At 70.3% G+C, this 26,018-nt stretch carries 26 protein-coding genes; 15 read left to right on the top strand and 11 right to left on the bottom strand.

Annotated elements, in window-relative coordinates:
- Positions 1 to 6: 6 nt before the first annotated feature.
- From ACFV9G_RS02175 to ACFV9G_RS02160, 4 genes are read right to left on the bottom strand one after another with little or no spacing between them, the layout of a single operon-like run.
- A complete protein-coding gene (locus tag ACFV9G_RS02175) occupies positions 7 to 987 on the bottom strand; it encodes a 2-hydroxyacid dehydrogenase (protein WP_378724495.1) in 981 nt (326 codons plus the stop codon).
- Positions 984 to 1,694 (bottom strand): FadR/GntR family transcriptional regulator, encoded by a 711-nt coding sequence (locus ACFV9G_RS02170; protein ID WP_378724494.1) that lies wholly within the window; start codon positions 1,692 to 1,694, stop codon positions 984 to 986. The genes ACFV9G_RS02175 and ACFV9G_RS02170 overlap by 4 nt, the downstream gene beginning before the upstream one ends.
- A 16-nt stretch (positions 1,695 to 1,710) precedes the next feature.
- Positions 1,711 to 2,478: an SDR family NAD(P)-dependent oxidoreductase gene (locus ACFV9G_RS02165; protein WP_378724493.1), complete on the bottom strand. Its 768-nt coding sequence runs from the start codon at positions 2,476 to 2,478 to the stop codon at positions 1,711 to 1,713.
- Positions 2,475 to 3,335: a fumarylacetoacetate hydrolase family protein gene (locus ACFV9G_RS02160; protein ID WP_378724492.1), complete on the bottom strand. Its 861-nt coding sequence runs from the start codon at positions 3,333 to 3,335 to the stop codon at positions 2,475 to 2,477. Before ACFV9G_RS02160 ends, ACFV9G_RS02165 begins: the two co-directional genes overlap by 4 nt.
- A gap of 150 nt (positions 3,336 to 3,485) precedes the next feature.
- Here ACFV9G_RS02160 and ACFV9G_RS02155 point away from each other — a divergent pair, with 150 nt between their 5' ends.
- The 7 genes from ACFV9G_RS02155 (at position 3,486) to ACFV9G_RS02125 (ending at position 11,196) form a co-directional block, all read left to right on the top strand.
- Entirely contained in the window at positions 3,486 to 4,436 is a 951-nt protein-coding gene (locus ACFV9G_RS02155; RefSeq protein ID WP_378724490.1) for an aldo/keto reductase, read from the top strand.
- A 5-nt stretch (positions 4,437 to 4,441) separates the two neighbouring features.
- Positions 4,442 to 5,176 (top strand): (Fe-S)-binding protein, encoded by a 735-nt coding sequence (locus tag ACFV9G_RS02150; protein ID WP_378724632.1) that lies wholly within the window; start codon positions 4,442 to 4,444, stop codon positions 5,174 to 5,176.
- Positions 5,173 to 6,600, top strand: coding sequence for a LutB/LldF family L-lactate oxidation iron-sulfur protein (locus ACFV9G_RS02145; protein ID WP_378724488.1), 1,428 nt, complete (start codon positions 5,173 to 5,175; stop codon positions 6,598 to 6,600). Before ACFV9G_RS02150 ends, ACFV9G_RS02145 begins: the two co-directional genes overlap by 4 nt.
- Positions 6,597 to 7,202, top strand: a complete 606-nt coding sequence (locus ACFV9G_RS02140; protein WP_378724486.1) for a lactate utilization protein C — start codon at positions 6,597 to 6,599, stop codon at positions 7,200 to 7,202. Before ACFV9G_RS02145 ends, ACFV9G_RS02140 begins: the two co-directional genes overlap by 4 nt.
- A 44-nt stretch (positions 7,203 to 7,246) precedes the next feature.
- A complete protein-coding gene (locus ACFV9G_RS02135; RefSeq protein WP_378724485.1) occupies positions 7,247 to 7,570 on the top strand; it encodes an L-rhamnose mutarotase in 324 nt (107 codons plus the stop codon).
- Complete coding sequence (locus tag ACFV9G_RS02130; protein WP_378724483.1) at positions 7,563 to 8,435, top strand: amidohydrolase family protein; 873 nt, start codon at positions 7,563 to 7,565, stop codon at positions 8,433 to 8,435. The genes ACFV9G_RS02135 and ACFV9G_RS02130 overlap by 8 nt, the downstream gene beginning before the upstream one ends.
- A gap of 97 nt (positions 8,436 to 8,532) precedes the next feature.
- Entirely contained in the window at positions 8,533 to 11,196 is a 2,664-nt protein-coding gene (locus ACFV9G_RS02125; RefSeq protein ID WP_378724481.1) for a right-handed parallel beta-helix repeat-containing protein, read from the top strand.
- A 6-nt stretch (positions 11,197 to 11,202) separates the two neighbouring features.
- On the opposite strand, the gene ACFV9G_RS02120 is transcribed toward ACFV9G_RS02125, so the two are convergent.
- Genes ACFV9G_RS02120 through ACFV9G_RS02110 form a run of 3 tightly spaced genes read right to left on the bottom strand, consistent with a single transcriptional unit; the run spans position 11,203 to position 14,413 of the window.
- Positions 11,203 to 11,952: a sugar phosphate isomerase/epimerase family protein gene (locus tag ACFV9G_RS02120; RefSeq protein WP_378724480.1), complete on the bottom strand. Its 750-nt coding sequence runs from the start codon at positions 11,950 to 11,952 to the stop codon at positions 11,203 to 11,205.
- Positions 11,953 to 11,954: 2 nt separating this feature from the next.
- The gene (locus ACFV9G_RS02115; protein ID WP_378724478.1) at positions 11,955 to 13,430 is read right to left on the bottom strand and encodes a hypothetical protein; all 1,476 of its coding nucleotides are present in this window, start codon (positions 13,428 to 13,430) and stop codon (positions 11,955 to 11,957) included.
- The gene (locus tag ACFV9G_RS02110; protein WP_378724476.1) at positions 13,427 to 14,413 is read right to left on the bottom strand and encodes a hydroxyacid dehydrogenase; all 987 of its coding nucleotides are present in this window, start codon (positions 14,411 to 14,413) and stop codon (positions 13,427 to 13,429) included. Before ACFV9G_RS02110 ends, ACFV9G_RS02115 begins: the two co-directional genes overlap by 4 nt.
- A gap of 224 nt (positions 14,414 to 14,637) precedes the next feature.
- Between ACFV9G_RS02110 and ACFV9G_RS02105 the strand changes: the two genes are divergently transcribed.
- The 3 genes from ACFV9G_RS02105 to ACFV9G_RS02095 are packed head-to-tail and all read left to right on the top strand — an operon-like array spanning position 14,638 to position 17,783.
- Positions 14,638 to 15,897: an ABC transporter substrate-binding protein gene (locus ACFV9G_RS02105; RefSeq protein WP_378724474.1), complete on the top strand. Its 1,260-nt coding sequence runs from the start codon at positions 14,638 to 14,640 to the stop codon at positions 15,895 to 15,897.
- Positions 15,898 to 15,936: 39 nt separating this feature from the next.
- Positions 15,937 to 16,914 (top strand): carbohydrate ABC transporter permease, encoded by a 978-nt coding sequence (locus ACFV9G_RS02100; protein ID WP_378724472.1) that lies wholly within the window; start codon positions 15,937 to 15,939, stop codon positions 16,912 to 16,914.
- Positions 16,911 to 17,783 (top strand): carbohydrate ABC transporter permease, encoded by an 873-nt coding sequence (locus ACFV9G_RS02095; RefSeq protein WP_378724470.1) that lies wholly within the window; start codon positions 16,911 to 16,913, stop codon positions 17,781 to 17,783. Before ACFV9G_RS02100 ends, ACFV9G_RS02095 begins: the two co-directional genes overlap by 4 nt.
- A 66-nt stretch (positions 17,784 to 17,849) precedes the next feature.
- On the opposite strand, the gene ACFV9G_RS02090 is transcribed toward ACFV9G_RS02095, so the two are convergent.
- Positions 17,850 to 18,614, bottom strand: coding sequence for a FadR/GntR family transcriptional regulator (locus ACFV9G_RS02090; protein ID WP_378724468.1), 765 nt, complete (start codon positions 18,612 to 18,614; stop codon positions 17,850 to 17,852).
- A gap of 231 nt (positions 18,615 to 18,845) precedes the next feature.
- Here ACFV9G_RS02090 and ACFV9G_RS02085 point away from each other — a divergent pair, with 231 nt between their 5' ends.
- Positions 18,846 to 20,738, top strand: a complete 1,893-nt coding sequence (locus ACFV9G_RS02085; protein WP_378724466.1) for a right-handed parallel beta-helix repeat-containing protein — start codon at positions 18,846 to 18,848, stop codon at positions 20,736 to 20,738.
- Positions 20,739 to 20,792: 54 nt separating this feature from the next.
- On the opposite strand, the gene ACFV9G_RS02080 is transcribed toward ACFV9G_RS02085, so the two are convergent.
- Both ACFV9G_RS02080 and ACFV9G_RS02075 read right to left on the bottom strand, forming a co-directional pair.
- Entirely contained in the window at positions 20,793 to 21,548 is a 756-nt protein-coding gene (locus tag ACFV9G_RS02080) for a hypothetical protein (RefSeq protein WP_378724465.1), read from the bottom strand.
- A gap of 14 nt (positions 21,549 to 21,562) precedes the next feature.
- A complete protein-coding gene (locus ACFV9G_RS02075; protein WP_378724463.1) occupies positions 21,563 to 21,895 on the bottom strand; it encodes a hypothetical protein in 333 nt (110 codons plus the stop codon).
- Between the two features lie 79 nt (positions 21,896 to 21,974).
- Here ACFV9G_RS02075 and ACFV9G_RS02070 point away from each other — a divergent pair, with 79 nt between their 5' ends.
- The 3 genes from ACFV9G_RS02070 to ACFV9G_RS02060 all read left to right on the top strand — a co-directional run bounded on the left by ACFV9G_RS02070 (position 21,975) and on the right by ACFV9G_RS02060 (position 24,900).
- Positions 21,975 to 22,652: a response regulator transcription factor gene (locus tag ACFV9G_RS02070; RefSeq protein WP_378724462.1), complete on the top strand. Its 678-nt coding sequence runs from the start codon at positions 21,975 to 21,977 to the stop codon at positions 22,650 to 22,652.
- Positions 22,649 to 23,986: an ATP-binding protein gene (locus ACFV9G_RS02065; RefSeq protein WP_378724460.1), complete on the top strand. Its 1,338-nt coding sequence runs from the start codon at positions 22,649 to 22,651 to the stop codon at positions 23,984 to 23,986. The genes ACFV9G_RS02070 and ACFV9G_RS02065 overlap by 4 nt, the downstream gene beginning before the upstream one ends.
- Before the next feature lie 143 nt (positions 23,987 to 24,129).
- Positions 24,130 to 24,900 (top strand): enoyl-CoA hydratase/isomerase family protein, encoded by a 771-nt coding sequence (locus tag ACFV9G_RS02060; RefSeq protein ID WP_378724458.1) that lies wholly within the window; start codon positions 24,130 to 24,132, stop codon positions 24,898 to 24,900.
- A gap of 16 nt (positions 24,901 to 24,916) precedes the next feature.
- Here ACFV9G_RS02060 and ACFV9G_RS02055 read toward each other — a convergent pair whose 3' ends face one another.
- Positions 24,917 to 25,501 (bottom strand): hypothetical protein, encoded by a 585-nt coding sequence (locus tag ACFV9G_RS02055; RefSeq protein WP_378724456.1) that lies wholly within the window; start codon positions 25,499 to 25,501, stop codon positions 24,917 to 24,919.
- 60 nt (positions 25,502 to 25,561) lie between these two features.
- On the opposite strand from ACFV9G_RS02055, the gene ACFV9G_RS02050 reads away from it, so the two are divergent.
- Positions 25,562 to 26,011, top strand: coding sequence for a MarR family winged helix-turn-helix transcriptional regulator (locus tag ACFV9G_RS02050; protein ID WP_378724455.1), 450 nt, complete (start codon positions 25,562 to 25,564; stop codon positions 26,009 to 26,011).
- The last annotated feature ends 7 nt before the right edge of the window (positions 26,012 to 26,018 follow it).

The raw sequence follows: 26,018 nt of genomic DNA, 5'->3' as shown, positions 1-26,018 counted from the left end.
GTCCGGCTACGGGTGGACCGGGGTCGGCGCGGGCTCGCCGGCGAGCACGGCGCGGGCGTTGTCGATCGCGAGCATCGCCATCCGGTCGCGGGTGGCGCGGCCGGCGCTGCCGATGTGCGGCAGCAGGACGACGTTGGGGAGCGCCAGCAGGTCGGGGTGGACGGCCGGCTCGTTCTCGAAGACGTCGAGTCCCGCTGCGCCGATGGTGCCGTCGGCCAGGGCGGCCGCCAGGGCTGCCTCGTCGACGATGGGACCGCGAGCGGTGTTGACGAGGACCGATCCCGGCCCCATCAGCCGGAGCTCCTCGGCGCCGATGAGATGCCGGGTCTCAGGGGTCAGTGGACAGTGCAGCGACACGACGTCCGAGGCGACCAGCAGGTCGGGCAGCGGCAGGGTCTCGATGCCCAGGCGCGCCGCCTCCTCGCCCGCGGAGCGGGACGGGGTCGCCACGATGCGCATGTCGAAAGCGCGGGCGCGCCGCGCCATCGCCAGCCCGATCCGGCCCAGGCCGACGATGCCCAAGGTCGCGCCGCTGCTGACGTCGAGTCCCACAAATAGGTCCGGCCGCCAGGACCACGGCTCGCCGCTGCGTACGAACGCGTCGGCCTCCACCACGCGACGTGAGGTGGCGAGCAGCAGTGCGAAGGCGAGGTCGGCGGTCGCCTCGTCGAGCACCCCCGGGGTGTTGGTCACGGTGATGCCACGAGCCGCACAGGCGGCGACGTCGACGTTGTCGTGGCCGACCGCCATGTTGGCCACGACGCGCAGCGACGGACCGGCCGCATCGAGCAGCTCGGCATCGACCCGGTCGGTCAGCAGGCAGACGAGCGCGGTGGCCCCGCGTACGTCTGCGAGCAGGTCCGCGCGGGACTGCCCGGAAGGATCCGCGGCGCAGGTCACCGGCCCTGGCAGCGCCTCCAGCACCTGGCGGGCGCGGTCGCCAGGCCGGAAGCTGACGTGCAGCCGGCCCTGGTTCGGCTCGTTCACTCCTGCTCCTTCTCCTGGTCCTTCTCCTGGTCCTCGGCGAGGCTGCGGCGGATCCAGTTCTCGATGCCCGCGACGTGGGCCAGGGACAGCGCGGCGGCGATGCTCGGCTGCCGGTCCGCGATGGCCAGGGCGATGCCACGGTGCTCGCGCTGCGTCTGGTCGAAGGAGTCCTGCTGGGTCACGCCACGCCAGATCCGGGCCCGCTGGGTGCGGTTGGCGACGCCGTCGATGAACGAGCACAGCACGGTGTTGCCCGACGCGCGGGCGATGCGGTGGTGGAACTCCAGGTCGTTGGCCACGACCTCCTCCAGCGACGTCTCAGGACTGACGGAGTCGACCAGAGCGAGCAGGTCGGCGGTCTCGTCCGGGGGCATCAGCAGGGCCGCCTTCTCGGCGGCCAGCGGCTCCAGCGCTCGGCGTACCTCGAAGAGGTCCAGGACGCTGGAGTCCTGGTGGAAGTCGATGACGAAGCCCATCGTCTCCAACAGGATCTCCGGCGTCAGGCTCGTGACGTACGTCCCGTCGCCCTGGCGTACGTCGAGGATGCGCATCATCGAGAGCGCGCGCACCGCCTCGCGCAGGGAGCTGCGGGAGATGCCGAGCTGCGTGGACAGGTCGGCCTCGCGCGGGAGACGGTCGCCCGGCTTCAGCCGGCCGTCGAGGATCATCTCCTTGATCTTCTCGATCGCCTCGTCGGTCAGCGCCATCGGGATCCTGGTCCTCTCACTCGGTCGGTCGCAACCGTAACGTTGCCATGCCGCCGTCGACCGCAAGGGCCACTCCGGCGGTCGACCCCGACGAGGGGCTGGCCAGGTACGCGACCGCGAGGGCGACCTCGTCCGCGCTGACCAGCCGGCCGTGCGGCTGTCGCGCGTCCAGGGCGGCGCGCTCGGCCTCGGGGTCGTCGGCCGAGTCGAGCAGACGCTGGACCCACGGTGTCGCGGCGGTCCCGGGGTTCACGCAGTTCACCCGGACTCCCTCCCGGAGGTGGTCGGCGGCCATGGCCTGGGTCAGGGACTGGATCGCACCCTTGCTCGCGGAGTAGAGGGCACGCTGCTGGATGCCCGTGGTCGCGGCCACCGAAGCCACGTTCACGACTGCCGCGGCAGGGGAGCGTCGCAGGTGCGGGAGCGCTGCGCGCGAGACCCGGACGGCGCCGAGGACGTTGACGTCGAAGACCGCGTGCCACTGCTCGTCGGGGTTGTCCTCGACCGTGCCCTGCGCGCCGATGCCGGCGTTGTTGACCACGATGTCGAGCCGGCCGAAGGTGGTGGCCGTCTGCTCCACCGCGGCCCGGATGCTCGCGTCGTCGGTGACGTCGGCGCGGATGCCCAGGGCCTTGGGGTTGATGCCCTCGGGGTCGCGGTCGAGGGCTGCGACCTGGGCGCCGCGCTCGAGCAGGACCTCGACGACGGCGGCGCCGATGCCGGAGGCGCCACCGGTGACGAGGGCGACGAGACCGTCGAGCTCGGGCGTTGCCGCGGCACTCATGCCTGGCTCCCGAACGCGACGTACTCCTGGCGCTGGCGGCCGAGACCGTCGATCTCGATCTCGACGACATCACCGGGCTGGAGGTAGGGGAAGCGGCCGGAGAGCGCGACGCCCTCCGGGGTGCCGGTCATGATCAGGTCGCCCGGGTCGAGGACCATGAACTGGCTGAGGTGGTGGATCACCGTCGCGACGTCGAAGATCTGGTCGGCGGTGACGGAGTCCTGTCGCGGCTCGCCGTTGACGAAGGAGCGTAGGCCCAGCTTCTGGTGCTCCACCTCGTCGGGGGTCACGACCCACGGGCCGACGGGGCTGAAGCCGGGGGCGATCTTGCCCTTGCTCCACTGGCCGCCGGAGACCTCGAGCTGGAACTCGCGCTCGGAGAGGTCGTTGGCGACCACGAAGCCGGCGACGTGCTCCAGGCTCTGGTCGGGGGAGTCGAGGTAGGAGGCGCGCTTGCCGATCACGACGCCGAGCTCCACCTCCCAGTCGGTCTTGGTGCTGTTGCGCGGGATGGTGACGGCGTCGTTCGGCCCGGCGATCGTGTTGGGGGTCTTGAAGAAGATGATCGGCACCGTGGGCGGTTCGGAGCCGGACTCGGCGGCGTGCGCGGCGTAGTTCATGCCGATGCAGACGATGGCGCCGGGCTTGCCGATCGGGGCGCCCACGCGGAGCTCGTCGGCCCCCTCGACGAGGGGGAGCTCGCCCGCGGCGAGCGCGGCGGCGGCCCGTGCCGGCCCGTCGGAGGCCCAGAAGGCCGCGTCGATGTCGGTGGTGAGATCGGCCAGGCTGCGCACCTCGTTCTCGAGCACGAGAACTGGCGTTTCCTTCCCGACGGGTCCCAGGCGGGCGAACTTCATGCGGTGGCCTCCAGCGGTGAGTAGTCTGATCTATCGGTGAACCTGAGCCGCCAAATGTGGCGACGAATGCATATTGACAGCCTAAACATCAGATGTCTAGCCTCGGGTTGGCGGTCGGACGACCGCGGGGGCAGAGCGTGAGGAGGACGGATGGAGATCCCGTTGTTCGGACTCGGCTGTGCGCCGATGGGCAACCTGTTCCGGCCGCGTACGGACGAGGACTGCCAGGCGACGCTCGACGCGGCCTGGCAGGCAGGGGTGCGTCACTTCGACACCGCGCCCCACTACGGGCTGGGTCTGTCGGAGGAGCGGATCGGGCGGTTCCTGGCGACGAGGCCACGGTCGGAGTTCGTCGTCTCGACCAAGGTCGGCCGGCTGGTGCGGCCCAACCCGTCCTGGGACGGGCAGTCCCAGGACGACATGGGCTTCGCCGTCCCGGCCAGCTCGCACCGGGTCCTCGACTACTCCGCCGACGGCGTACGCCGCAGCCTCGAGGAGTCGCTGACCCGGCTCGGTCTGGATCGGGTCGACATCCTCTATGTGCACGACCCCGAGCTGTCCGGTGACCCGGCTGCCGTCGAGACCGCCCTCGCCGGCCTGGCGAAGCTCCGTGAGGAGGGCCTGGTCGACGCGATCGGCACCGGCTCCCTGTCGGTCCCGGCGCTCACCGCGACGGTCGAGACCGGCCTCGCCGACGTGGTCATGGTCGCCAACCGCTACACGCTCCTCGACCAGTCCGTCGCCGACGGCCTGCTCGAGGCGTGCGACCGGCACGGCACCCGGATCGTCGCGGCGGCGGTCTTCGCCAGCGGCCTGCTCGCCACCACCCCGCGCCGGGGCGCGATGTACAACTACGGCGAGGTGCCCGACGACATCCTCGAGCGCGCGCTCCGGATCGGCGAGGTGTGCGAGGCGCACGGCGTCGAGATCGCCACCGCCGCCCTGCACTACCCGCTGCAGGACCCGAGGGTCGTCTCGATCGTCGCCGGCGCCGGCCGGCCCGAGCAGGTGAAGCAGAACCTCGACAGGCTCGCCGTGTCGGTTCCCGAACAGCTGTGGACCGACCTGGCCGACCAGGGGCTGGTGCCGTCGTGCGCGTAGCCCTCATGGTCACCTGCATCAACGATGCCCTGTTCCCCGACACCGGGCGCAACGTGGTCCGGCTCCTGCGCCGCCTCGGCGTCGAGGTGGACTTTCCCCAGGCCCAGACCTGCTGCGGTCAGCCGATGGTCAACACCGGCTACCTCGACGAGGCCGTGCCGGTGCTGCGTTCCTTCGTCCGCGCCTTCGAGGGCTACGACGCCGTCGTGACGCCGTCGGGCTCGTGCGCCGGATCGGCCCGGCACCAGCACGACCTGGTGGCGCGCCGCAGCGGCGACGAGGGCCTGCGGGCGGCGTCCCGCGAGACGTCCCAGCGGGTCTACGAGCTCAGCGAGTTCCTCGTGGACGTGCTCGGTGTCGAGGACGTGGGTGCCTACTTCCCGCACCGGGTGACCTACCACCCGACCTGCCACTCGCTGCGGATGCTCGGCGTCGGCGACCGGCCGCTGCGGCTGCTCCGGCAGGTCCGCGGGATCGACCTGGTGGACCTGCCCGGCGCGGCCGAGTGCTGCGGCTTCGGCGGCACCTTCGCGATGAAGAACTCCGACACCTCGGTCGCCATGGGCTCCGACAAGGCCCGGCACGTACGCGAGACCGGGGCCGAGGTGCTGGTGGCCGGTGACCGGTCCTGCCTGACTCACGTCGGAGGCCTGCTCTCCCGGCAGCGCGCCGGCGTACGCGTCATGCATCTGGCCGACGTCCTCGCCCAGACCGAGGCTGCCGCGGTGGCTGCCTCATGACCGGCACGTTCGTCGGGATGCCGGTGTTCCCGAAGGCCGCGCGTGAGGCGGTCGGCGACTCCCAGCTGCGCCGCAACCTCGCACATGCCACCGGCACCATCCGAGCCAAGCGCGCCGCCGTCGTCGGTGAGGTCGAGGAGTGGGAGGAGCTGCGCCTGGCGGGTGCGGCCATCAAGGACAACGTGCTGCTCCACCTCGACGAGCACCTGGTACGCCTCGAGGAGTCGCTCACGAAGGCCGGCGCGACCGTTCACTGGGCGAGCGACGCGGAAGAGGCGTGCCGCATCGTCGGCGACATCGCCGCCGCACACGACGCCACCGAGGTGGTGAAGGTGAAGTCGATGGCGACCCAGGAGATCGGTCTCAACGAGGCGCTGGCCGCCCGCGGGATCGAGGCCTGGGAGACCGACCTCGCCGAGCTCATCGTGCAGCTCGGCGACGACCTGCCCTCCCACATCCTGGTCCCCGCGATCCACCGCAACCGCGCCGAGATCCGCGAGATCTTTGCCTCCGCGATGGGTGAGGTCGGCCGTCCCGCTCCGGACGACCTGACCGACGAGCCCGCCCGGCTCGCGGAGGCCGCGCGCCTGCACCTGCGCGAGAAGTTCCTGCGTGCCAAGGTCGGCGTCTCCGGCGCCAACTTCGCGGTCGCCGAGACCGGGTCCCTCGTGGTGGTCGAGTCGGAGGGCAACGGCCGGATGTGCCTGACCCTGCCCGAGGTGCTGGTCTCCGTGGTCGGCATCGAGAAGATCCTGCCGACCTGGGACGACCTCGACGTCTTCCTCCAGCTCCTGCCGCGCTCGGCGACGGGGGAGCGGATGAACCCCTACACCTCGGTGTGGTCCGGCGTCACCCCGGACGACGGTCCGCAGGAGGTGCATGTGGTGCTGCTCGACAACGGCCGCACCCGCGCGCTGGCCGACGAGCTGGGCCGGCAGGCGCTGCGCTGCATCCGCTGCTCGGCCTGCCTCAACGTCTGCCCCGTCTACGAGCGCACCGGCGGTCACGCGTACGGCTCGGTCTACCCGGGCCCGATCGGCGCCATCCTCAACCCGCTGCTGAAAGGCGTGGGTCACGACGAGCAGACCGACTCCCTGCCGTACGCCTCGACGCTGTGCGGCGCCTGCTTCGAGGCCTGCCCCGTGCGGATCGACATCCCCTCGGTGCTGGTGGAGCTGCGCTCGCAGGTCGTCGACGCCCACCGCGGCGGCGTACCCAAGCCCGAGGCGGTGGCGATGAAGGCCGCCGGGGCGACGCTGGCGTCCGGGCGCCGGCTCGGACTCGCTGAGCGCCTCGTCGGCGTCGGCGTCCGCCTTGCCCGCCGTGCCGGGGCGCGCCCCTGGACGCAGGCCCGCGACCTGCCGGACCCGCCCGCCGAGTCCTTCCGCGCCTGGTGGCGCCGCACCGGAGGAGATGAACGATGAGCACCCGTGAGGAGATCCTGGGCCGAGTCCGCCGGGCGATCGGTGAGGCGCCCCGCCCGACCGCTGAGGTGCCCCGCGGCTACCGGGGTGTGGGCGAAGGCCTCGACCGGTCCGCCGTGCTCGCCCGGTTCGTCGAGAGGGTCGAGGACTATCGCGCCACGGTCACCCGCTGCCGCGCGGCAGAGGTCGCCGAGGTGCTGGCGCGGGCGGTCACCGGCCGGAGCGTCGTCGTACCCCCAGGCCTGCCGTGGCCGGTCCCCGGATCCGTCGACGACACCGGGCAGTCGGCCGCCGAGCTCGACACGATCGACGCGGTCGTCTCCGCGGCCGCGCTCGGCATCGCCGACACCGGCACGGTCGTGCTCGACCACGGCCCCGGCCAGGGGCGTCGCGCGCTCACCCTCGTCCCGGACCTGCACGTGTGCGTCCTCGGAGCCACCCACGTCGTGGCCGGCGTCCCGCAGGCCGTCGCCCGCCTCGACCCGGCGAACCCGCAGACCTGGATCAGCGGCCCGTCGGCGACCAGCGACATCGAGCTCGACCGCGTCGAGGGCGTCCACGGCCCGCGCACCCTGCACGTCGTCCTCGTCGAGGACCTCTGACCGCTCGCCCTTCCCCCAAGAAAAGAGACAGAGAGGACCCCACCATGACTCGCTACGGCTCCGTGGTCAGGCTGCGCCCCGAGAAGGAGGCGGAGTACGTCCAGCTGCACGCGGCCGTATGGCCCGAGGTGCTCGAGCGCCTGACCGCCAGCAACATCCGCAACTACTCCATCTTCCTGCGCGACGGCTGGCTCTTCAGCTACTTCGAGCACATCGGGGAGGACTACGAGGCGGACATGGCCGCGATCGCCGCCCACGACGTGACCCAGCGGTGGTGGGAGGTCACCGCCCCGTGCCAGGAGCGGCTGCCCACCGCCTCCGAGGACGAGCAGTGGTCCACGATGACCGAGGTCTTCCACCTTGACTGAGTCATGGGCAGGGCCGTCGACCGCGCCCCGGCGCCTCGATGCCCATCACCATCTGTGGGACCTCGAGGTGCGCGAGCAGGACTGGACGCGCGATCTTCCGGCCATCCGGCGCTCGTTCTCCTTCGACGACCTCCGGCCCCATCTGGCCGACCACGAGATCGCCGGGACCGTCGTCGTCCAGACGGTCGCGGTTGCCGAGGAGACCCCGGAGCTGCTCGCGCTGGCCGCGGCCACCCCCGAGATCCTCGGGGTGGTCGGCTGGGTCGACCTCACCGCCTCGGACGTCGCCGACCGGCTCGCCGAGCTGCGCGAGGGTCCCGGGGGAGACCTCCTGGTCGGCATTCGCCACCTGGTGCAGAGCGAGCCCGATCCCGAGTGGCTGCTCCGCGACGACGTGCTGCGGGGCCTCACCGCGGTCGCTGATGCCGGCCTGGTCTACGACCTGCTGGTGCGCCAGCCCCAGCTGCGGGCGGCCGTCGGAGCGGTCGAGCAGGTCCCCGGCGGGCGCTGGGTGCTCGATCACGTCGGCAAGCCCGTGATCGACCCTGTCGCCTTCGACGAGTGGGCGGGACACGTCGCAGCGCTCGCCCGCCACGACTCGGTGGCGTGCAAGCTGTCCGGGCTGGTCACCGAGCTCGCTCCGGACCAGCCGATCGACGCGGTGCTTCCCTGGGCCGCGCACGTCGTCGATGTCTTCGGCGCCGAGCGCACGATGATCGGTTCGGACTGGCCGGTCTGCCTGCTGCGCTCGTCCTACGACGAGGTGATCGACCTGGCCGACACGGTGCTCGCCGGGCTCGACGACACCGGCCGCGCCGACGTCCGGGGTGGCACGGCCGCCCGGGTCTACGGCCTCGACCCCTGATCTGCGTCGCGCGCCCCGGAAACATTGGAAAACGCTTGCCCGGACCTCGTCTGTGATGTTAGACACATGTCATACGTCATATCTCAAGGAGACGGACATGCAGACTCGCACGACACGCCGCGCCCGCGCGGCGGTAGCCGTGGTCCTGGCGGCACTCGGTTCGACGGTCCTCGTCACCGGTACGCAGCCCGCCACCGCGGCCGGTACGACCCTCACGATCCACGTCGCCCCCGACGGCGACGACGCCGACCCGGGCACGAAGAGCCAGCCGCTGCGGACGGTGGAAGCGGCCCGCGACGCGCTGGCCGGACGTACCTCCGCGAAGAACCGGGGCACGGTGATCGTCCACGGCGGCGAGTACGTCCTCGACGACGCGATCGACCTGACCGGTCCCGAGCACTCCTGGGTCACCTACCGCGCCGCGGCGGGGGAGAAGGTCCGCCTCACGGGCGCGCACTCCCTGGGTGCCCAGGGCTGGCGGCCGCTCGCCGACCTGTCCGAGGAGGAGCTCGCCCAGCCGCGGTTCTCCTCGAACACCCGGCTCGACTCGCCGGCCCTGCGCGAGGGCGTGTGGGTCTACGACCTGGGCGCCCAGGGCATCGATCCCGGCACGCTCTACAAGAACGGGTTCAACTGGCTGCCGCAGCCCTTCGCGCCCGAGCTCGTCGTCGACGGCGGGACCCAGACGCTGGCGCAGTACCCGAACCCGAACGACTGCACGGGCGCTGACAGCAGCTGCTACCTCTACGGCGACGGTGGCAAGTGGAAGGTCCCGGCGACCAACGACCTCATCCAGTGGACGCTGCGCGACCGGTTCGGGATGGAGCCCGACTGGGCGATCAGCGGGACGACGCCGCGCGCGCAGTTCGAGGACAAGAAGCAGCAGCTCGCGAACCCCGAGGAGCGCGACACCTGGTCCCAGGAGGAGATGCGCAAGATGACGCCTCCCCTCTACGAGGTCGGTGGCCGGCTGCTCGAGGGCAACCGCTACCAGGGCTGGGCTCCTCAAGGGGAGCCGGAGATCGTCGACCACGGCACCCGCGGCTTCGGTGCCTACTCGCACATCCCGGTGCAGGCCGACCCGCAGGAGCTCACCGACGTCGACAACACGACGTACGAGACCGAGGCGTGGCTCTCGGGCTACCTCGGCAACAACTACGCCAACGACATGGTGCGGCTGGTCTCCTGGAGCGGCACCACGATGTACGCCAAGTACCCCTCGATGTACTGGCCCCGCAACGACTACACCAAGGTCAAGGCGCTCAACATCCTCTCCGAGATGGACGCCGAGGGTGAGTACTACATCGACCGTCACGCGGGCAACGACGTCGTCTACTACAAGCCGGCGGGCGGGACGATGGAGGGCAAGAGCGCCACGCTGCGGGCCTTCGACGACAACATCTTCCGGCTCGAGGGCACCACGGGCGTGACGCTGAAGGGCCTGTCGATGTCGGACTCGCTGATCAGCGCGGTCCAGCTGCTCGACGCCGAGAAGACGCTGATCGACGGCGTCGACATCTCCAACGTCAGCATGGACGCGATCCGCATCGGCGAGACCACCGAGTCCATCACCGCGCTGCCCGACTACGAGACCGTACGCGGCGGTCACGACAACGTCGTGCAGAACTCCTACCTCCACGATCTCGGCGGCGGCGGAGTCCTGCTCGGCGGCGGTGACCGCAGCACTCTCGAGCGCGGCGACAACGTGGCCCGCAACAACGAGATCGCGCGCTTCTCACGGCTGGCGACCTACACGCCTGCCGGCTACCTCTACGGCGTCGGGAACAGCTTCGAGAACAACTACGTCCACGACGCACCCCACATGGCGGTGCAGATCATGGGCAACGACATGCGCGTCAACAACAACTTCTTCTACGACCTGGTGAAGAACGCCGGCGACCAGGGCGTCGTCTACACCGGGCGTGACTACACCTATCTGGGCAACGAGGTCGCGTACAACTTCTTCGACACCATCGGCGGCTCCAACGACGCGTTCTACATGGACGACGGCGTCTCGGGGATGCGGTTCCACCACAACGTCGTGAAGAACGCGCACTCAGGAGTGTTCTTCCAGTCGGGCCACAGCAACAAGGCGACGGACAACGTGTTCATCGACGTCGACCAGACCGGCCACGACCAGCTCTACCACCGCAACGGCGAGACCGGTCTTCCGGTGCCCAACGGCTGGGTGGTGCAGAGCCGCTACAACTCGTTCCTCGACGTACGGCCGGGGGAGAAGTACTCGGCCACCGAGGAGGACGTCGCCCGCTGGCACCGTCACTACACCGACGGCAGGGCCCGCTACTCCGACGGAGCGCCGATCGTGTTCCCGGAGATCAAGGACTGGTACGTCCCGCGCGTCACCGCGACCGGCAAGGACTGCCAGAAGGCCGACTACGCAGCCGGCGCGACCAACGGCTGCGACCGTGCGAGCGTGTGGGAGAACCCGAACTCCGTCTACGTGCCCGCGCGCAACGCGATCGACCGATCGGTGATCATCGGCGGCGGCGAGTACCGCGCCGGGGAGAACTCGTTCGCCGATCCGGCCGCGACCTATCGCCTCGACACCTGGAGCGACGCGATCAACACCAACCTCAGCAAGCCGGCCTCGCTCGAGGCCGCCGGGCTCGACCTCGACACGCTGAGCTTCAGCTACACCGGCGAGGTCGCGCAGACCTTCGGCCGGAAGTGGGTGGCGAGCTGGAACCGGCTGGTCACCCGGGAGGGCATCGGACTCCCGGGCGGCCGGGCCGCCGGCTGACCGAGGTCAGGACGCCTGCGCGATCCACTCGCGCAGGCGTCCTGCCTCGTCCGGCAGCAGCGACAGGTCGTCCTCGGGCAGGAACTCCAGCAGGACGTCGGTCGGCCGCCCGGTCGCGGCGAGCATCTCCAGGGCCGGCAGCCACAGGTCGGCGCGGGCCGCCAACGGCAGGCGCTCGTGACGCGGCCACCAGGAGAACGCGTGCACCGCGCGTACGTGGGGGAGCAGGTGCTCCAGCCCGGCCAGAGCCACCTCTGCCGGCTCGCCCACCCGGGGCTGCCAGTAGGTGCCGACGTTCGGCCGGTCCACCTCGGCGAGCAGGTCGAGGGTGGACTCGACGGTGTCCGCCAGCGTCAGGTCGTGGTGCTCGAAGGCGAGCTCGAGGCCGTGCGCGGCGGCCTCGTCGGCCAGCCCCTGTACGCGGCGTACGACCGCGACGCGCTCGGCTGGGGAGGCCTCGGCCGAGCCGGTGGTGCCGGCCCAGATGCGTAGCCGGGTGCACCCCAACGCCCGGGCCGCGCCGATCAGCGCGACGCCGTCGTCGTCCGGCGTGGCCCGCCAGTAGGTGCCGTAGGAAGCGACGGCCAGCCCGGCGGCAGCGGTCGCATCGGCCAGGCCGCGCAGGTCGCCGGCAGGCGGGGCGTGGACGTCCGCCCCCCACTCGATGCAGGCCAGGCCGGCCTGCGCGGCCGCTTCCAGCACCCCGTCGGTCGGGAGATGACGTGCCGTGACCGAGCACAACCCGGGACGCAGCATGCTCAGAGCCCGCCGTGGTAGGTCGTGCCCAGCGTCGAGACGTCCGTCGGGCGGTCGGAGGTGTCCACGCGACGCATGCCGTCGTTGGTCTCGAGGAAGAGCGGCGGCTCGGGGTAGCGCAGCTCGTCGTCGAGCGGCTCCTTGTCGGTCCACGCGAAGAAGTCGCGCCCGAACACCGCCCGGTCCTTGCGGCCGTAGAGGTGGAGGTCGCCTGCGGTCAGGGGGCTGCGGATGCACCAGTACACGCCGTGCTCGGCCCAGACGGCCCGGTTGGTCATCAGCACCGACTGGCGCTCGTCGGGCGTGAGCACCGTCGTCCAGAAGTCCGGGTCCGGGTCCTCGACGTCGTCGGCGAGGAACACCAGGTCGTGGGCGTGCCACGCGGTGCTCGGGGCGACGTCGGCCTCGGTGCCCCAGTGGGTCGCCGAGGCGAAGTAGCCGGCCGGGGCCTGATAGTGCGCGTACGTCGTCCGGCAACGCGCCATGAACTCCTCGAGCTCGGCGTCGGGGCGCACCCGGCAGACCTCGCGGATGCCGTGCAGCGACAGGCCCATGCCCGCGATCAGCATGGGGGTGTCGCTCTTCAGGGTCGTGCTGGGCGCGACGTACCAGTAACGGTGGAAGCGGGTCTGGCCGTCCGCGTCGGTCCACGCCGAGCGGGCGACGTGGCGGCACAGCCGGACCGCCTCGTCGAGGTAGCGCTGCTCACCCAGGCGCAGGTGGCCCAGCAGCAGCGGCATGATCATCAGGCCGTAGTACTCCGCGGGCTCGAGGATCCCGCCGGCGACCCGATCCTCGGCCTGCCGCCAGGTGCCCGAGGAGTCTGCGTCCGGGACTCCGGGCTCGTGGTGGCGGGCGATGAGGAGGTCGAGGTCCTCGGCGATCTCGGCCAGGCCGCTGTCGTCGCCGGTCACCTCGGAGAGCAGCAGCTTGACCCACACCCGGGCGTACTCCTGGTTGCAGGTGCCGTCCTCGGCCGGGCGGCCGCCGCCGAAGGAGTGGAGGGCGACCAGGTTGCGGCGCACCACGTCGACGATGCGGTCGACCTCGGCCTCATCGAGCATATGCCGGGCGTGCTTGAGCCCGAGGAGCAGACCGATGCTGCCGGTGGCGTTGTGGATCAGGCCGGTCGTGGCCGACTCCCCGACCTGGAAGCCGACGTGCTTGTACTGGTCGTCATCCTGCAGGGCGCTGCTCTGGAAGCGCATCATCCGGCGCCACACCTCGGCGGCCCGGTCATCGGGCCGCGCGGCGAGGAGCTGTGCGACGGCGCCGAGAGCCGGCGCGGAGAAGGCGGCGTGGCCGCTGGTCCAGTCGAGGAAGGTCGCGGGGTTCGTGCCCCACACGCTGTGGTTGTGGAAGCCGTTGATCGCCCCTTCGTCGGTGACCCAGGTCAGGAACCAGCGGGTGAGGTGGGCGAGGTCGGGCGCAGGGGTGGGGGTCGTCACGTCGGTCTCCGGTTTCAGGGTGTCGGTCATGCGCTGGTGGCCAGGCTGGTGGGGTCGACCGGCCGCAGGGGCGGCCGGCCCTCGATCAGAGCGCGCACCTCGTCGACGGCGCCGCGGCCCAGGCGGTGCAGCTCACCGCCCTGCGAGCCGGCGATGTGCGGGGTCAGGGTGACGTTGGGCAGGCTCCACATCGGATCCTCGGCGGGGAGCGGCTCGGGCTCGGTCACGTCCAGGACCGCACGCAGCCGGCCCGAGACCAGCTCGGCGCGGAGCGCGTCGTGGTCGACGATCCCTCCCCGGGCGGTGTTGATCAGCGTCGCGCCGTCGCCCATCAACCCGAGCAGGCGGGCGTCGACGAGGTGTCGGGTCTGCGGCAGCAGCGGTGCGTGGAGCGAGACGACGCGCGAGCGGGTGAAGAGCTGGTCGAGATCGACGAGCTCGACGCCCAGCTCGTCGGCCCGCGCCGCGTCGATCGTGGGGTCGCTGACCAGCACGGTCAGGTCGAACGGGGCGAGCAGCTCGATCAGTGCCCGGCCCGTGGCCGAGGCGCCCAGCAGGCCGACGGCCGTGCCGTACGCACCGTCGATGGTGTCGTCGACGGTGAGGTCGGGGGCCACCCGCTCGGCGCGGAACCGCTCGGTCAGCGGCAGGACCGACTTCGTTGCCCACAGCACCGCGGCCAGGGCGTACTCGGCGACGGGGCGGGCGTTGGGCTCCACGCCGCAGGTGACCCGGAGGCCACGCTCCCAGGCGGCGGGGGAGAGGAAGTACTTCACCGAGCCGGCGGCATGGACGACGGCCCGCAGCCGTGGCATCCGGGCGAGCGCCGACGCGTCGATGCTCGGCGTGCCCCAGGCGGTGATGAGCACCTCCACCTGGGCGGCAGCGGGGTCGTCGTAGGACGTCAGCACCTGGTCGGGGTCGATGTCCAGGAGGTCGCCCAGCTCGGCCAGGAGGGGCGCATCGAAGAATCGATGCTGAAGTTGGGGGGTCATCGCGAAGGCGGCGCGCACGAGGCGGATCCTCTCGGTTGTCGAGGCTGTGAGGCCGTTTCCGGCCGTTTCGGAAACGGCTGGATCTGGGCTTGCCCATTTAAACATAAGATGTGTTATCTTCGTCACGTTGGCGCCCGGGATAGCGCTTTCCTCACTCCGGTGGTCGGCAGTCCGAATCGCCAGAGTCCACGCGAACAACCTCCGTCGGATGAAGATCGACGGACGACGAAACGGAGATTCCTGTGGAGACACGACGCTTGTGGAGGGCGGGTGCTGTCGCAGCGGTTCTGCTTCCCCTGATCGCGACCGCTGCCTGTGGAGGCAACGGCGCCGCCAGCGACGACAGCAAGGAGGTGCGGGTGCTGGTCAACCTGACCGACAACCTCACCAAGGACTTCTGGAACGATCTGGTCAAGCCCTTCGAGGACGAGACCGGCATCGACGTCAAGATCGAGGGTCCGACCGGCACCAACGTGAGCGAGACCTTCAGCTCTCAGCTCGCTGCGGGCACTGCTCCCGACGTGGTGCAGTCCATCTTCCCGGACGACCAGATCGCCCCCGAGGTGCTCGACCTCTCCGACGAGAGCTGGGTCGAGGACACGCCGATGGTCGACACGTACGCCATCGACGGCAAGCGACTGGTCGCCGGTGTCGGCTCCCAGGCGCAGTCGCTCGTCTACTACAACAAGACGGCCTTCGAGAAGGCGGGCATCAAGGCCACGCCGCAGACCTGGGACGAGTTCGACGCCGCGCTCGGCCAGCTCGCCAAAGCCGGCTACACCCCGCTGCAGACCGCGGGTCAGTGGGAGACCGGCCTCCAGCTCCAGCAGCTGTGGCACCCCACCCTCAACACCGAGCAGCCCGAGTGGCAGTCGGCCGTCGCCGACGGCAAGCTGACCCTCGGCGAGGCCTTCGAGCCGATGTTCGAGCACTACGCCACCTGGCTGGGCGACGGCTACATCAAGAAGACCGATGTCGGCCTCGACCCGACCACGGCCGACGCGAACTTCATCGACGGCAAGGTCGGGATGTACCCGCTCGGGAGCTGGCTCGTCGCGAGCCTGGACAACGCGGGCGACCTTCCCTTCGAGGTGGGTGTCTTCTCCCCGCCGGTGAACGAGGGCATGGCCTACCCCGGCCCGCAGGGCGCCACCATGGCCAGCCCCTACATGGTCTACGCCGGTAGCGAGCACTCCGACGAGGCCCTTCAGCTCGTCGAGTACCTCGTGACCGACGAGGCCGCGATCGAGAGCCAGCTGACCGCCGACGGCGTGTTCCGTGCCGGAGCGGCCGTCGAGCAGTCCCCGGTCGCGACCGAGATCCAGGCGATCATCGATGAGGCACCCGAGCTGGTGACCGTGGGTGAAGGCGCGGGAGACATCCGCCTGCCCGTCGTCGGCCTCAACGACAAGTTCACCGAGATCGTGCAGAGCCTCTACACCGGAACCAGCCCCGAGGACGCCGCGAAGGCGCTCGACGACTGGGCCGAGCAGAATGGGTGACCCCTCGGGGCCACGACGAGGAGAACGATGATGGCTCTCATGAGCGCCAGCAAGACCGACAGCCCTCCCGCGGCAGCTGACCTGCCGCGGGAGGGAGGGGCACCGCGTCGCCGGGTGATCGGCAGGTCACCGGGTTCCCGCCCGCGCACCTCCGGATGGGTGGAGGCCTCGATGGTGCTGCCCGCCCTCGTGGTCTTCGTCGGCCTCCTCGTCGTCCCCGTCGGCTACGCCGTCTACTACAGCTTCACCGACTACAACGGCTTCCCCACCCAGACCCCCGAGATCGTCGGCTTCGACAACTACGTCAGGATCTTCGAGTCCACCGACGTCCGGGGCTCCATGGTGGTGACCGCGATCGTCGCGGTCGCGGGGTCGATGGTGGTCAACGCCGCCGCGCTGGGCCTGGCCCTCCTGCTGTGGCGCACGACCCGGTTCACCGCGTTCGCCCGCGTCGTCATGTTCTACCCCCACGTGCTCAGCCTGATCGTCGTCGGCTTCCTCTGGTCGGCGATCCTCGGCCCGCAGGGCGCGGTCAACTCGGTGCTGGAGAATCTGGGCAGGAGCCCGCTCCCGTTCCTCAGCGACGAGACCTGGGCGCTCGCGACCCTGATCCTCGTCATCGCCTGGGCGCAGTTCGGCGTCCAGCTGCTCATCTACCTCGCCGGGCTCCAGGCTGTGCCCGCCGAGCTCCTGGAGGCCTCGCGCATGGACGGCGCCAACCGCTGGCAGACCTTCCGCCACGTCACCTGGCCGGCGCTCGCGCCGTCGGTGACGGTGGCCCTGATCACCTCGATGATCTCGCTGCTCAAGACCTACGACGTCGTCGTCTCCCTGACCGGGGGTGGGCCGGCAGGGTCCACGAAGACGTTCGCCTATCAGATCCTCGCCGTGGAGTTCCCCAAGCGACAGGTCGGCCTGGCCTCGGCCGAGGCCGTGGTCCTCATCCTGGTGGCTGCGATCCTCGCCTTCGGAGTGCTCGCGCTGCGACGCCGTCACGACCAGGGGGCCCAGGGATGAGCGCGCTGCAAGCCCCGGTGCGTCGCCACGGTTCGACCGGCGAGCGGCGTACTCCGCTCTGGTATGCCACCGTCACCGCACTGTGCGTGGTGATGCTGGTGCCGATGTACCTCCTGGTCGTCAACGCGTTCAAGGATCAGCGCGACATCATCAGCAGGCCGTTCTCGCTCTCGCCCGGTCAGTTCACGCTCGAGCACCTCACCACGGCGTGGAACAACCCGGACTTCGACATCGCGTTCGGCTACGCGGTGACGATCGGGCTGGTCATCTGCGTCAACATCGTCTCCATCGGCGTGTGCGCGCCCGCGGCGTACGTCATCGCGCGCTCCCCGCGGCCGGTGTTCGGCGCGGCGCTGTTGTTCTTCATCTCGGGCATGTTCATCCCGACCCAGGTGATCCTCGTGCCGGTGATCTTCGTGCTCCGGGCCCTCGGGCTGATGTCGACGTTCCCTGGTCTGGTGCTCTTCATGGCCTCGGCGACGGTGCCGTTCACGATCTTCGTCTTCACCGGGTTCATCCGGATGCTTCCCGCCTCGCTCGACGAGGCGGCGGCGATCGACGGTGCTGGTCCCTACCGGACGCTGTGGACGATCATCCTGCCGCTCATGAAGCCCATCCTGGCGACCGTGTTCATCCTGAACACCTTGAGCGTGTGGAACGACTTCGCCAGTCCCCAGCTCATCCTGGGCCCCGGTTCGGGGCTCTACACGGTCACCACCGGCGTCTACGCGTCGGTGGGGGAGTACTCCGCCGACTACACCCAGGTGTTCCCCACGCTGCTGCTCGCCGTGCTGCCCATCCTGGTGATCTTCGTCCTCACCCAGCGCTGGGTGATGAGCGGGATGGCTGCAGGGGCGGTCAAGGGCTGAGGCCCGCTCGGTGGCGTGGGTGCGGGAACCGCCCCACGCCACCGACCGGCGTCGTACGCCCCGGGGTCAGTCTTCGCGCTTGCCGGCGTCGGGCAACGGCAGACGGCGGCGGCGCCAAGCCTCGAGGATGTGGCCGTTCATCGCGTCCTGTGCTCGGACGGGATCGCTCTCGGAGATCGCGGCCAGCACGGCCTCGTGCTCGCGCAGGGTCACCGCGAAGGCGTCAGGCGTGTCTACGCCGTGGTAGCGCGAGCTCTCCAGGGCCCGGTCCATGAGCGTGCGCGCGATGTTGCTGGCGAGCCGGTTGCGGGAGAGCTCCATGACGGTCTCGTGGAAGGCCACGTCCGCGGCGCGGAAGACCTCCTCGTCGGCGGTGCTCTCGCGCATCCGCTGCATCGCCTGCTCCAGCTCGGTGACCTGGTCCTCGGACCGCCGGCGGGCGGCCTCGGCCGCCATCACCGACTCGAGCTGGGCACGGACGACACTGAGCTCGTCGAGGATGCCCAGGGTCTCGTCGTGCTTGATCAGGGCGGTGAGGACGACTCGGTCCATCGTGTTCCATGCGGTCATGGGGCGCACTTCGGTGCCGCGGCCCCGCGCGATCGTGACCAGGCCCTTCTCCTCGATGCGCTTCACCGACTCGCGGACGACGGTGCGGCTGACGCCGAACTGCTCGCTGAGCGGTCCTTCGGGCGGCAGCGCGTCGCCCGGAGCCAGGCGCCCGGAGACGATCGCGTCCACGAGCTCGTCGACGACTACCACGCCGAGCATCGGCTGCCGGTCACGCGGCTGAGAGAGGACGGTGGTGGTCCGTGAGAGCGGTTGCGGCATACCCGGAAGTGTAGGACATCGTACGTCGCCGCAGCGGCGACATGGCCGTGCCGCATGGGCGTTCGAGGCATCTCACCATCCAGCCAGGGCTTGACACGTCATATGTATGACATCACGCTAGTGGCGTGGCGCATGTCACACGGAGCTCGTCTCGGAGGCTGCACGGCCGCCCTTGGGTGGTCCTTCTGTCTCTCGCCGGGCGCTCCGCCCCCATAGAGAAGGGAACGGACCATGCAGCAACCAATGACGCGCCGCCTGGGCGCGCTGGCCGCGGCGGCCGTCGTCGCGGTCACCGGTTTCGCGGTCACCGCAGGAACCGCCGACGCGGCGGGAGGAAAGTGCAAGGCCCTCTGGGTCTCGACCGACGGCAGTGACAAGGCCGCCGGGTCCGAGCGCGCGCCGTTCGCAACCCTGGAGCGTGCCCGCGACGAGATCCGCGACAAGAAGCTCAATGCCCGGATGGGTTGCGACGTCACGGTCAACGTCAGGGCCGGCGAGTACCAGGTCGACTCCACGATCGATTTCGACGACCGCGACAGCGGCAGCAACGGCCATGACGTGGTCTACCGGTCGGTGGACGGGCCGGGCAAGGCGGTGCTGACCGGCGCGAAGGAGCTGACCGGGTGGGAGCCGTTCCGCGACGGGATCTACAAGACCAAGGTCGAGCCCGGGCAGCGGTTCTACACGCTGTTCGAGGACGGCGCGCGCGCCGAGGTCGCCCGCTACCCCAACCGTGGCTCGGTGGACTCCCACGGGCCGTACCTCTTCTCCAAGCTCGGTGAGCCCGAGAAGGAGGCCGTGCGGCAGTGGCTCTACTGGGAGGACGGTGACTGGGACCCGGCGTGGGACGACACCCCGACCAGCAATCCCCTGGCCAACGCCCAGCTGACCGTGTGGTCCGGCGGCTCCTGGAGCTGGTTCACCGACATCGTGCCGATCGGCGGGGCCGACTACCGCAAGGGCTTCACCACGCTGAAGTACTGGACGCGCTACGCGCTGGTCAACAGCGGCGGCGGCTCGCGCTACTTCATCCAGAACGCGCTGCCGTTCCTCGACCAGGCGGGTGAGTACTACTTCGACTACGCCAACAACGAGGTCTACTACAAGCCGAAGGGCGACATCTCCAAGGTGCGGATCATGGCGCCGACGGTGAAGAAGCTGATCGACGTGAAGGGCGCGACGCCGGAGCGCCGGGCGCAGAACATCACCTTCGACGGCATCGGGTTGCAGCACAGCGACTTCACCGACTGGTACCGCTCGGGATGGATCTCGGCAGGTGACTCGGGTGATGCGCACAAGTACCCCGAGTACGACCGGCAGATCGAGATGCCGCGCAACCGGTTCGGTGCGATCACGCTGGAGAACACCAAGGACATCACGCTGACGAACCTGCACGTCTCCGACACCGGGTTCATGGGTGTCTACGCCCTGTTCGCCAACGAGGGACTGAAGGTGACCAACAGCTGGTTCGAGAACATCGGCGCGGACGCCATCAAGATCGAGGGCGGCTGGCCCGGTGAGGGCGACCTGAGCCACGGGCACACGATCTCCAACGTGTTCATCGACCACATCGGCGAGCTGGTGCCCGGCGACGCTTCCGGGGTCGAGCTGATGGACACCGGCAACAACCTGGTCGAGAACATCTTCGTCAACCACTCCGCGCGGTACGGCATCAGCCTGGAGTCGCGTCCGGAGGTCGTCGACGGCGAGCAGTACACCGACAACAACACCTTCCGCTACATCGAGATCCAGAACGCCGGCCTGGACTCCGGTGACATGGGCGCGTTCTACACCTATGGTGTGGCCAACCAGGAGCCGCACCCGATCAAGAACACGGTGGAGCAGATGGTGATCGGTGACGTGCTGACCGACCCGGTCGGGGAGATGCCCGACTCCGGCACGCGTGGCATCCACATGGACGCCGGTGGCTGCGGGTTCTCCTTCGCCAACATCGAGGTCGGTGAGACCACCGACCAGTCCTACCAGTCCTACCAGTGCAACGAGGTCACCAACGGCAACTGGAACGACGGGTTCGACGCCTCGAAGATGGAGTACGACAAGATCGGCATCACCTCGGAGTTCCCCTACGACGTGAGTGCGCAGATCGCGGCGGCCCGTTCCTGACGGCAGCCCCACCACCGCAGGCCCGGCGCATCGCGCCGGGCCTGCGGTGCAAGGTCAGTACGCCTCGCCCAGCCGTGCTTCGCCGGCGCGGCGAGCCTCCGCAGGTGAGACCTGCGTGACCGAGAGGAGCTCCTCGCGGCCGCCGGTCTCCTTGTCGATGGTGAGCACCAGTCCCACCTCCGACGCGTAGTACTTGTGCTCCAGCACGTCGGGTTCGAGCGGCGTGGTGTCGGCGGTCAGCAGCAGGTCGCGGTAGTCGCCGGCGGGCACCGTCGCATGCCGGCCGGTCGCGAGGACCTCGCCCTCGTCCTCGGCATGGCCCTTGTAGAACTCCTGCCGGTAGCTCGTCCCGACCTCCGGCGAGGCGGGCATGATGACTCCGGCCCGGGCCGCGTCCACCCCGGCCTCGAACGACCCCTCGCGGGTGGCGACCTTTCCGCTCTCGAACTCGGCGGTGTCCTCGCCGAGGTACCAGACCGTGCCGGCCCCGTCCTGGGCGTACCAGTCGAGGGTGTCCTCGAGAACCTCTCCGTCGCGGGTGACCGTGTCGCGTACGACCCGGGCGGTGACGCCGTTGGCGATCTCGCGGGTGACCGAGGTGGCGGTGACGATCACGTCGAGGGCCTCGCCGTCCTCGGTGGTCTCGCGGTACGTCCAGCGCGTTCCCGGCTCGAGCGGGAACCAGGGGTTCGTGACCTCGGCCGTGAACTCGCTGGGATCGGTATCGGTCGCCTTCGTGGCGACATGATCGGCGCCGCACCCGGTCAGCGCCACCAGACAACAGGTGAGGGCGATGGCGAGGCGAGGCATCGTACGTCCTCGGGTCAGTCGTCGGAGCCGGAGTCGTGGTCACCGTCGGTGCCGACGACCTGGAAGTGCTCGTCGAGCTGGACGTCGACTTGGTCGCCGTTCTCGAGGGTCACCTCGACCTCGTACTTGCTCTCCTCGTCGTCGACCTCGGTCCCGGTGACCTTGCCGCCGCCGGTCTCGTCCAGCGCGGCCTGCTCGGCCTGATCGAGCGCGGAGGCGGGGATGGGCCGTTCGGTGGTGTCGTCGTCGCCGGACAGTGCACGTGCTGCGCCGACGGTTCCGGCAGTGACCACGGCCGCGCCTCCGATGACAACTGCGATGCTCTTGCGGTTCAGCTTGATCTTCATGTCTCTCACGCTAGGCCGATCTGATGAGGAGTCGATGAGGCTCTCATCCGGCGCTCATCTGCGCGCCTAGCATGAGCACGTGCGGGTGCTGCTGGTCGAGGACGAGGCGAAGCTCGCCGCGCTCGTCGCCCGCGGGCTCACCGAGCGCGGCGGCGTCGTCGACTCCGTCGGAACCGGCGCGCAGGCTCTCGCGTCGGCCCGCGGTGGCGAGTACGACGTGATCCTGCTGGACGTCATGCTGCCCGACATCGACGGGTTCGAGGTCTGTCGCCGGGTCCGTGCCGCGCGGGTGTGGACCCCGATCCTGATGCTGACCGCACGCACCGCGGTGGTGGATCGCATCGCCGGCCTGGACAGCGGTGCCGACGACTACCTGGCCAAGCCGTTCGCCTTCCAGGAGCTGCTGGCCCGGATGCGCGCACTGGCCCGGCGCGGCCCCGTGCCCAGGCCGGTGGTGCTGGAGGTCGGCGACCTGCGGATGGACCCGGCGGCGAGGAGGGCCTGGCGCGGGGCGGCCGAGCTGTCGCTGTCGACCAGGGAGCTCACCCTGCTCGAGGCCCTCATGCGACGGCACGACCAGGCGCTCACCCGCGAGCAGCTGCTCGGTCTGGCGTGGGGCGACCATCACGACGTCACCTCCAACGTCGTCGACGTCTACGTGCGCTATCTGCGCGCGAAGATCGACCGGCCCTTCGGCGTGAGCACCTTGCAGACCGTACGCGGCGTGGGCTACCGACTCACCGCGGAGACGTCGTGAGGGGCTGGTCGCCGGCGCGGTGGCCGCTGCGCACCCGGGTCGCGCTCGCCTTCCTGGCCGCGACGGTGATCGCGGTCACCGGCCTCGGCCTCCTGGTCCAGCTGCGGGTCAGCGATGCGCTCGAGGACCGCCTGCGCGACTCGGTCGGAGCCGAGGCCGACCGGCTCGAGGCGGAGGACGGCGACCTGGTGGAAGCCGTCTCGGCCCTCGGCGGCGAGGTCCACGCCCAGGTCCTCACCGCGGGAGGTGACGTCGAGGCGTCCTCGGAGCTCGTCGCGGGCCCGCTTCTCGACGCCGCCGAGCTCCGGGCGTCGGCCCGGGGCGGCTGGCTCGTGAAGACCGTGACCGTCTTCGACGACGACGCCGCAGCCGCGGGGCGACCTGATCCGGAACGGGAGCGGCTCCTGCTCCTGGTCAAGCCGGTCGAGGAGGGCTTTCTGGTCGTCGGTACGTCGCGTCAGGACGCGGACGAGGCCCTCACCACCCTGCGCAACCAGCTGCTGATCGCCGGTCCGATCGCCCTGGCCCTCGCCGGCGGGCTCGGCTACCTCGTCGCCGGCGTGGGCCTGCGGCCGATCGAGCGGATGCGCTCCCACGCGGCGACGATCTCGGCGCGCAGCGCCGGTGAACGCCTGCCGGTCCCGGAGGCCGAGGACGAGCTGCGCCGGCTCGCGCTCACCCTCAACGCGATGATCGGGCGCCTCGACGACGGCCTGCAGCGGGAGCGGCGGTTCGTCGCCGACGCCAGCCACGACCTGCGTACGCCGCTCGCGCTGATGCTCACCGAGATCGAGCTGGCGCTGGCTCGGCCGAGGACGCCCGAGGAGCTGAGGGTCGCCCTGAGCTCGGTCGAGGAGGAGGTGCGACGCCTGATCGCGCTGGCCGAGGATCTTCTCGAGCGCGCCGGCTCCGGGGCTCTGTCCTTGCCGATCGAGTCGCGTCCGGTCGACCTGGTGGCCCTGGCCGGGCGGGTCGTGGAGCGGTTCCGGGCGGCCGCCGGGAGCCGTGGCCTCGAGCTGGTGGCGCCACGCCCCGTCGAGATCCACGGCGACGCCACCCGGCTGGACCGGGCCCTGTCGAACCTCGTCGACAACGCGATCCGGCACGGCGCCGGTGACATCGAGGTCGTGGTCGGTGCCGTGCCCGGCGGTGCGGTCCTCGCGGTCACCGACGAGGGTGACGGCCTGCCGGACCACACCTGGCCGCAAGACCCGGGTCTCGGCCTGACGATCGTCCGCGAGATCGCCCGGGCGCACGGCGGCACGATCGACCTCGACCGCGTCGACGGCCGCACCTGCGTACGTCTGCTGGTTGCGTCGCCGCAGGATCACTAGCGACACCGACCCGCTCCGGGAGGAACTGGTCGCTGCGGCGAGACCCTGACGCGCCGGGGCGCGGTCACACCAACGCAGAAGGTCCTCTACGTTGGTGTGCCGCGTCGCCTGACGCGCTCCTGCCCGAAGGGATCAGCGAAGCCATGAACGTGAACGAGCCAGGTGTCGGTCTTAGTGTCGACGGTGCGGTGGCGACAGTGCTGCTGGACCGTCCTGACGTACGCAATGCGCAGCATCCGGCGATGTGGGCGGCGATCGCGGGGTTCCTCGACTCGCTCCCGGACGAGGTGCGGGTCGTCGTGGTGCGCGGCGCCGGGGGCACGTTCTCGGCCGGGTTGGACCTGTCGCTGGTCGACCCGGGTCAGACCGAGGTGGAGGGCAGCCTGGTCGCGACGCTGGCGCGGAGCGACCAGGAGGTCATCGACCTGATCGGGGAGTACCAGCGGCCGTTCGCGGCGCTGGCCGACCCGAGGTTCATCTCGATCGCCGTCGTCGACGGGTACGCGATCGGTGCGGGCTTCCAGATGGCGCTGGCGTGCGACCTGCGGATCATGGCCGAGGACGCCTGGGTCTGCATGAAGGAGCCGGCGCTGGGGCTGGTCCCCGACCTGGCCGGCACGAAGCCGCTGGTCGATGCCGTGGGCTACTCGCGAGCGCTCGAGATCTGCGCCACGGCTCGTAAGGTCGGCGCCGCGGAGGCCGAGCGGATCGGCCTGGCGCAGAGCGTCGTGCCGGCGGCCGAGCTCGACGCCACTCTCGCCGACCTGGTCGCATCGCTCGTCGCCCACGAGGCGACCGCGGTGCGGCGTACTCATGAGCTCCTTGCCGCTGCGCAGGCCAGAAGTCTTGACGAGCAGCGGCTGGCCGAGCGGACCGCCCAGGTGGGTCGGCTCCGCGCCGTGCTGCGGGGCTAGCCGTCGGCCGGACCAGCTATGACACCGGCTGTCCGTGGTCCACGAACTCGATGTCGACGGCGAACTGGCGCAGCCGGGTGCCGAACCAGGCAGCCGCCAGGCAGATGACGAGGTACATCGAGACCGCCTGGGTCGCGTAGTTGGGGTAGTGGAGCACCCAGATCACGTGGTCGTCGGTCGAGGCCGGGTCGGCCCAGATATAGGGCATCATCCAGGCGATGAAGCCGCCGGTCAGCTGGGACGCGACGAAGATCAGCAGCGCCTCGCCGGCCCGGCCCCACCACTGACGAGGCAGCTCGCGACGGAGCGCGGGGCCGACCTTGCGCACCAGGCCCGGCCGCCATCCGGCACCGGGTGCGACCCGCGCCGAGAGGCGGGGTGCCACCGCGATCAGCAGGAAGGACAGCACCAGGAACGCGGTGATGCCGAACGAGGTGATCCCCGGCACCAGGGCAACCCGGCTGCGCATGAGCCCTGGGGTCAGCAGCAGTGCCGCGAGCGGAGCACCCACGAGCAGGGTGGCGACGTAGCACCGGAGCAGGGCGCCGGCGAAGGTCAGGGAATCCGTGGTCGCCCGGGGTGGCGACAGCTCGATCTTCATGGCCGGAGACTAGCCTGTTATTTCACCAAGGTGAAACAAATTAAGTGAGGACGGGAGCACATGTCCGAGGACGGCAACCGACTCGGTGCGGAGCTGAGTCTCCATGTGGTGATGTTCCACGAGGCCATCGCCCGCCGGCTGGGTGTCGGCAACAGCGAGCACAAGATGCTCGACCTCGTGGCCCGCCATCCCGACGGCATCACCCCCGGGGAGCTCTCCGCCGCCACCGGCCTGAGCAACGCCGCCGTCACCAAGATCGTCGACAAGCTGGTCGCCGCGGACTACGTACGCCGCGAGCGCAGCTCCCGCGATCGCCGCTCGTTCCGGATCCACACCACACCACACTTCCAGCAGACCTCACGTCCGACGGCGGCCGGGCTCGCCCAGCGGATCGAGCAGATGAACCAGGGCTTCGATCAGGACGAGCTCGCCGCCATCGGACGCTGGGTCACCGGCGTGATCGAGGCACTACGCCTCGAGACCGAACGGCTGGAGTCCGAGGACAGCTGAGGCGTCG

Source organism: Nocardioides sp. NPDC059952 (assembly GCF_042730435.1).
Lineage (GTDB): Bacteria > Actinomycetota > Actinomycetes > Propionibacteriales > Nocardioidaceae > Nocardioides.
This window is presented reverse-complemented; position numbering and strand designations above follow the sequence as displayed.

Excerpts from the sequence above, each read along its gene's own strand:
- ACFV9G_RS02060 (WP_378724458.1), top strand. The coding sequence starts at position 24,130 with ATGAACGTGAACGAGCCAGGTGTCGGTCTTAGTGTCGACGGTGCGGTG.
- ACFV9G_RS02100 (WP_378724472.1), top strand. The coding sequence starts at position 15,937 with ATGAGCGCCAGCAAGACCGACAGCCCTCCCGCGGCAGCTGACCTGCCG.
- ACFV9G_RS02160 (WP_378724492.1), bottom strand. The coding sequence starts at position 3,335 with ATGAAGTTCGCCCGCCTGGGACCCGTCGGGAAGGAAACGCCAGTTCTC.
- ACFV9G_RS02170 (WP_378724494.1), bottom strand. The coding sequence starts at position 1,694 with ATGGCGCTGACCGACGAGGCGATCGAGAAGATCAAGGAGATGATCCTC.
- ACFV9G_RS02095 (WP_378724470.1), top strand. The coding sequence starts at position 16,911 with ATGAGCGCGCTGCAAGCCCCGGTGCGTCGCCACGGTTCGACCGGCGAG.
- ACFV9G_RS02075 (WP_378724463.1), bottom strand. The coding sequence starts at position 21,895 with ATGAAGATCAAGCTGAACCGCAAGAGCATCGCAGTTGTCATCGGAGGC.
- ACFV9G_RS02090 (WP_378724468.1), bottom strand. The coding sequence starts at position 18,614 with ATGCCGCAACCGCTCTCACGGACCACCACCGTCCTCTCTCAGCCGCGT.
- ACFV9G_RS02140 (WP_378724486.1), top strand. The coding sequence starts at position 6,597 with ATGAGCACCCGTGAGGAGATCCTGGGCCGAGTCCGCCGGGCGATCGGT.
- ACFV9G_RS02165 (WP_378724493.1), bottom strand. The coding sequence starts at position 2,478 with ATGAGTGCCGCGGCAACGCCCGAGCTCGACGGTCTCGTCGCCCTCGTC.
- ACFV9G_RS02080 (WP_378724465.1), bottom strand. The coding sequence starts at position 21,548 with ATGCCTCGCCTCGCCATCGCCCTCACCTGTTGTCTGGTGGCGCTGACC.
- ACFV9G_RS02145 (WP_378724488.1), top strand. The coding sequence starts at position 5,173 with ATGACCGGCACGTTCGTCGGGATGCCGGTGTTCCCGAAGGCCGCGCGT.
- ACFV9G_RS02115 (WP_378724478.1), bottom strand. The coding sequence starts at position 13,430 with ATGACCGACACCCTGAAACCGGAGACCGACGTGACGACCCCCACCCCT.
- ACFV9G_RS02085 (WP_378724466.1), top strand. The coding sequence starts at position 18,846 with ATGCAGCAACCAATGACGCGCCGCCTGGGCGCGCTGGCCGCGGCGGCC.
- ACFV9G_RS02150 (WP_378724632.1), top strand. The coding sequence starts at position 4,442 with ATGGTCACCTGCATCAACGATGCCCTGTTCCCCGACACCGGGCGCAAC.
- ACFV9G_RS02055 (WP_378724456.1), bottom strand. The coding sequence starts at position 25,501 with ATGAAGATCGAGCTGTCGCCACCCCGGGCGACCACGGATTCCCTGACC.
- ACFV9G_RS02120 (WP_378724480.1), bottom strand. The coding sequence starts at position 11,952 with ATGCTGCGTCCCGGGTTGTGCTCGGTCACGGCACGTCATCTCCCGACC.
- ACFV9G_RS02155 (WP_378724490.1), top strand. The coding sequence starts at position 3,486 with ATGGAGATCCCGTTGTTCGGACTCGGCTGTGCGCCGATGGGCAACCTG.
- ACFV9G_RS02050 (WP_378724455.1), top strand. The coding sequence starts at position 25,562 with ATGTCCGAGGACGGCAACCGACTCGGTGCGGAGCTGAGTCTCCATGTG.
- ACFV9G_RS02125 (WP_378724481.1), top strand. The coding sequence starts at position 8,533 with ATGCAGACTCGCACGACACGCCGCGCCCGCGCGGCGGTAGCCGTGGTC.
- ACFV9G_RS02135 (WP_378724485.1), top strand. The coding sequence starts at position 7,247 with ATGACTCGCTACGGCTCCGTGGTCAGGCTGCGCCCCGAGAAGGAGGCG.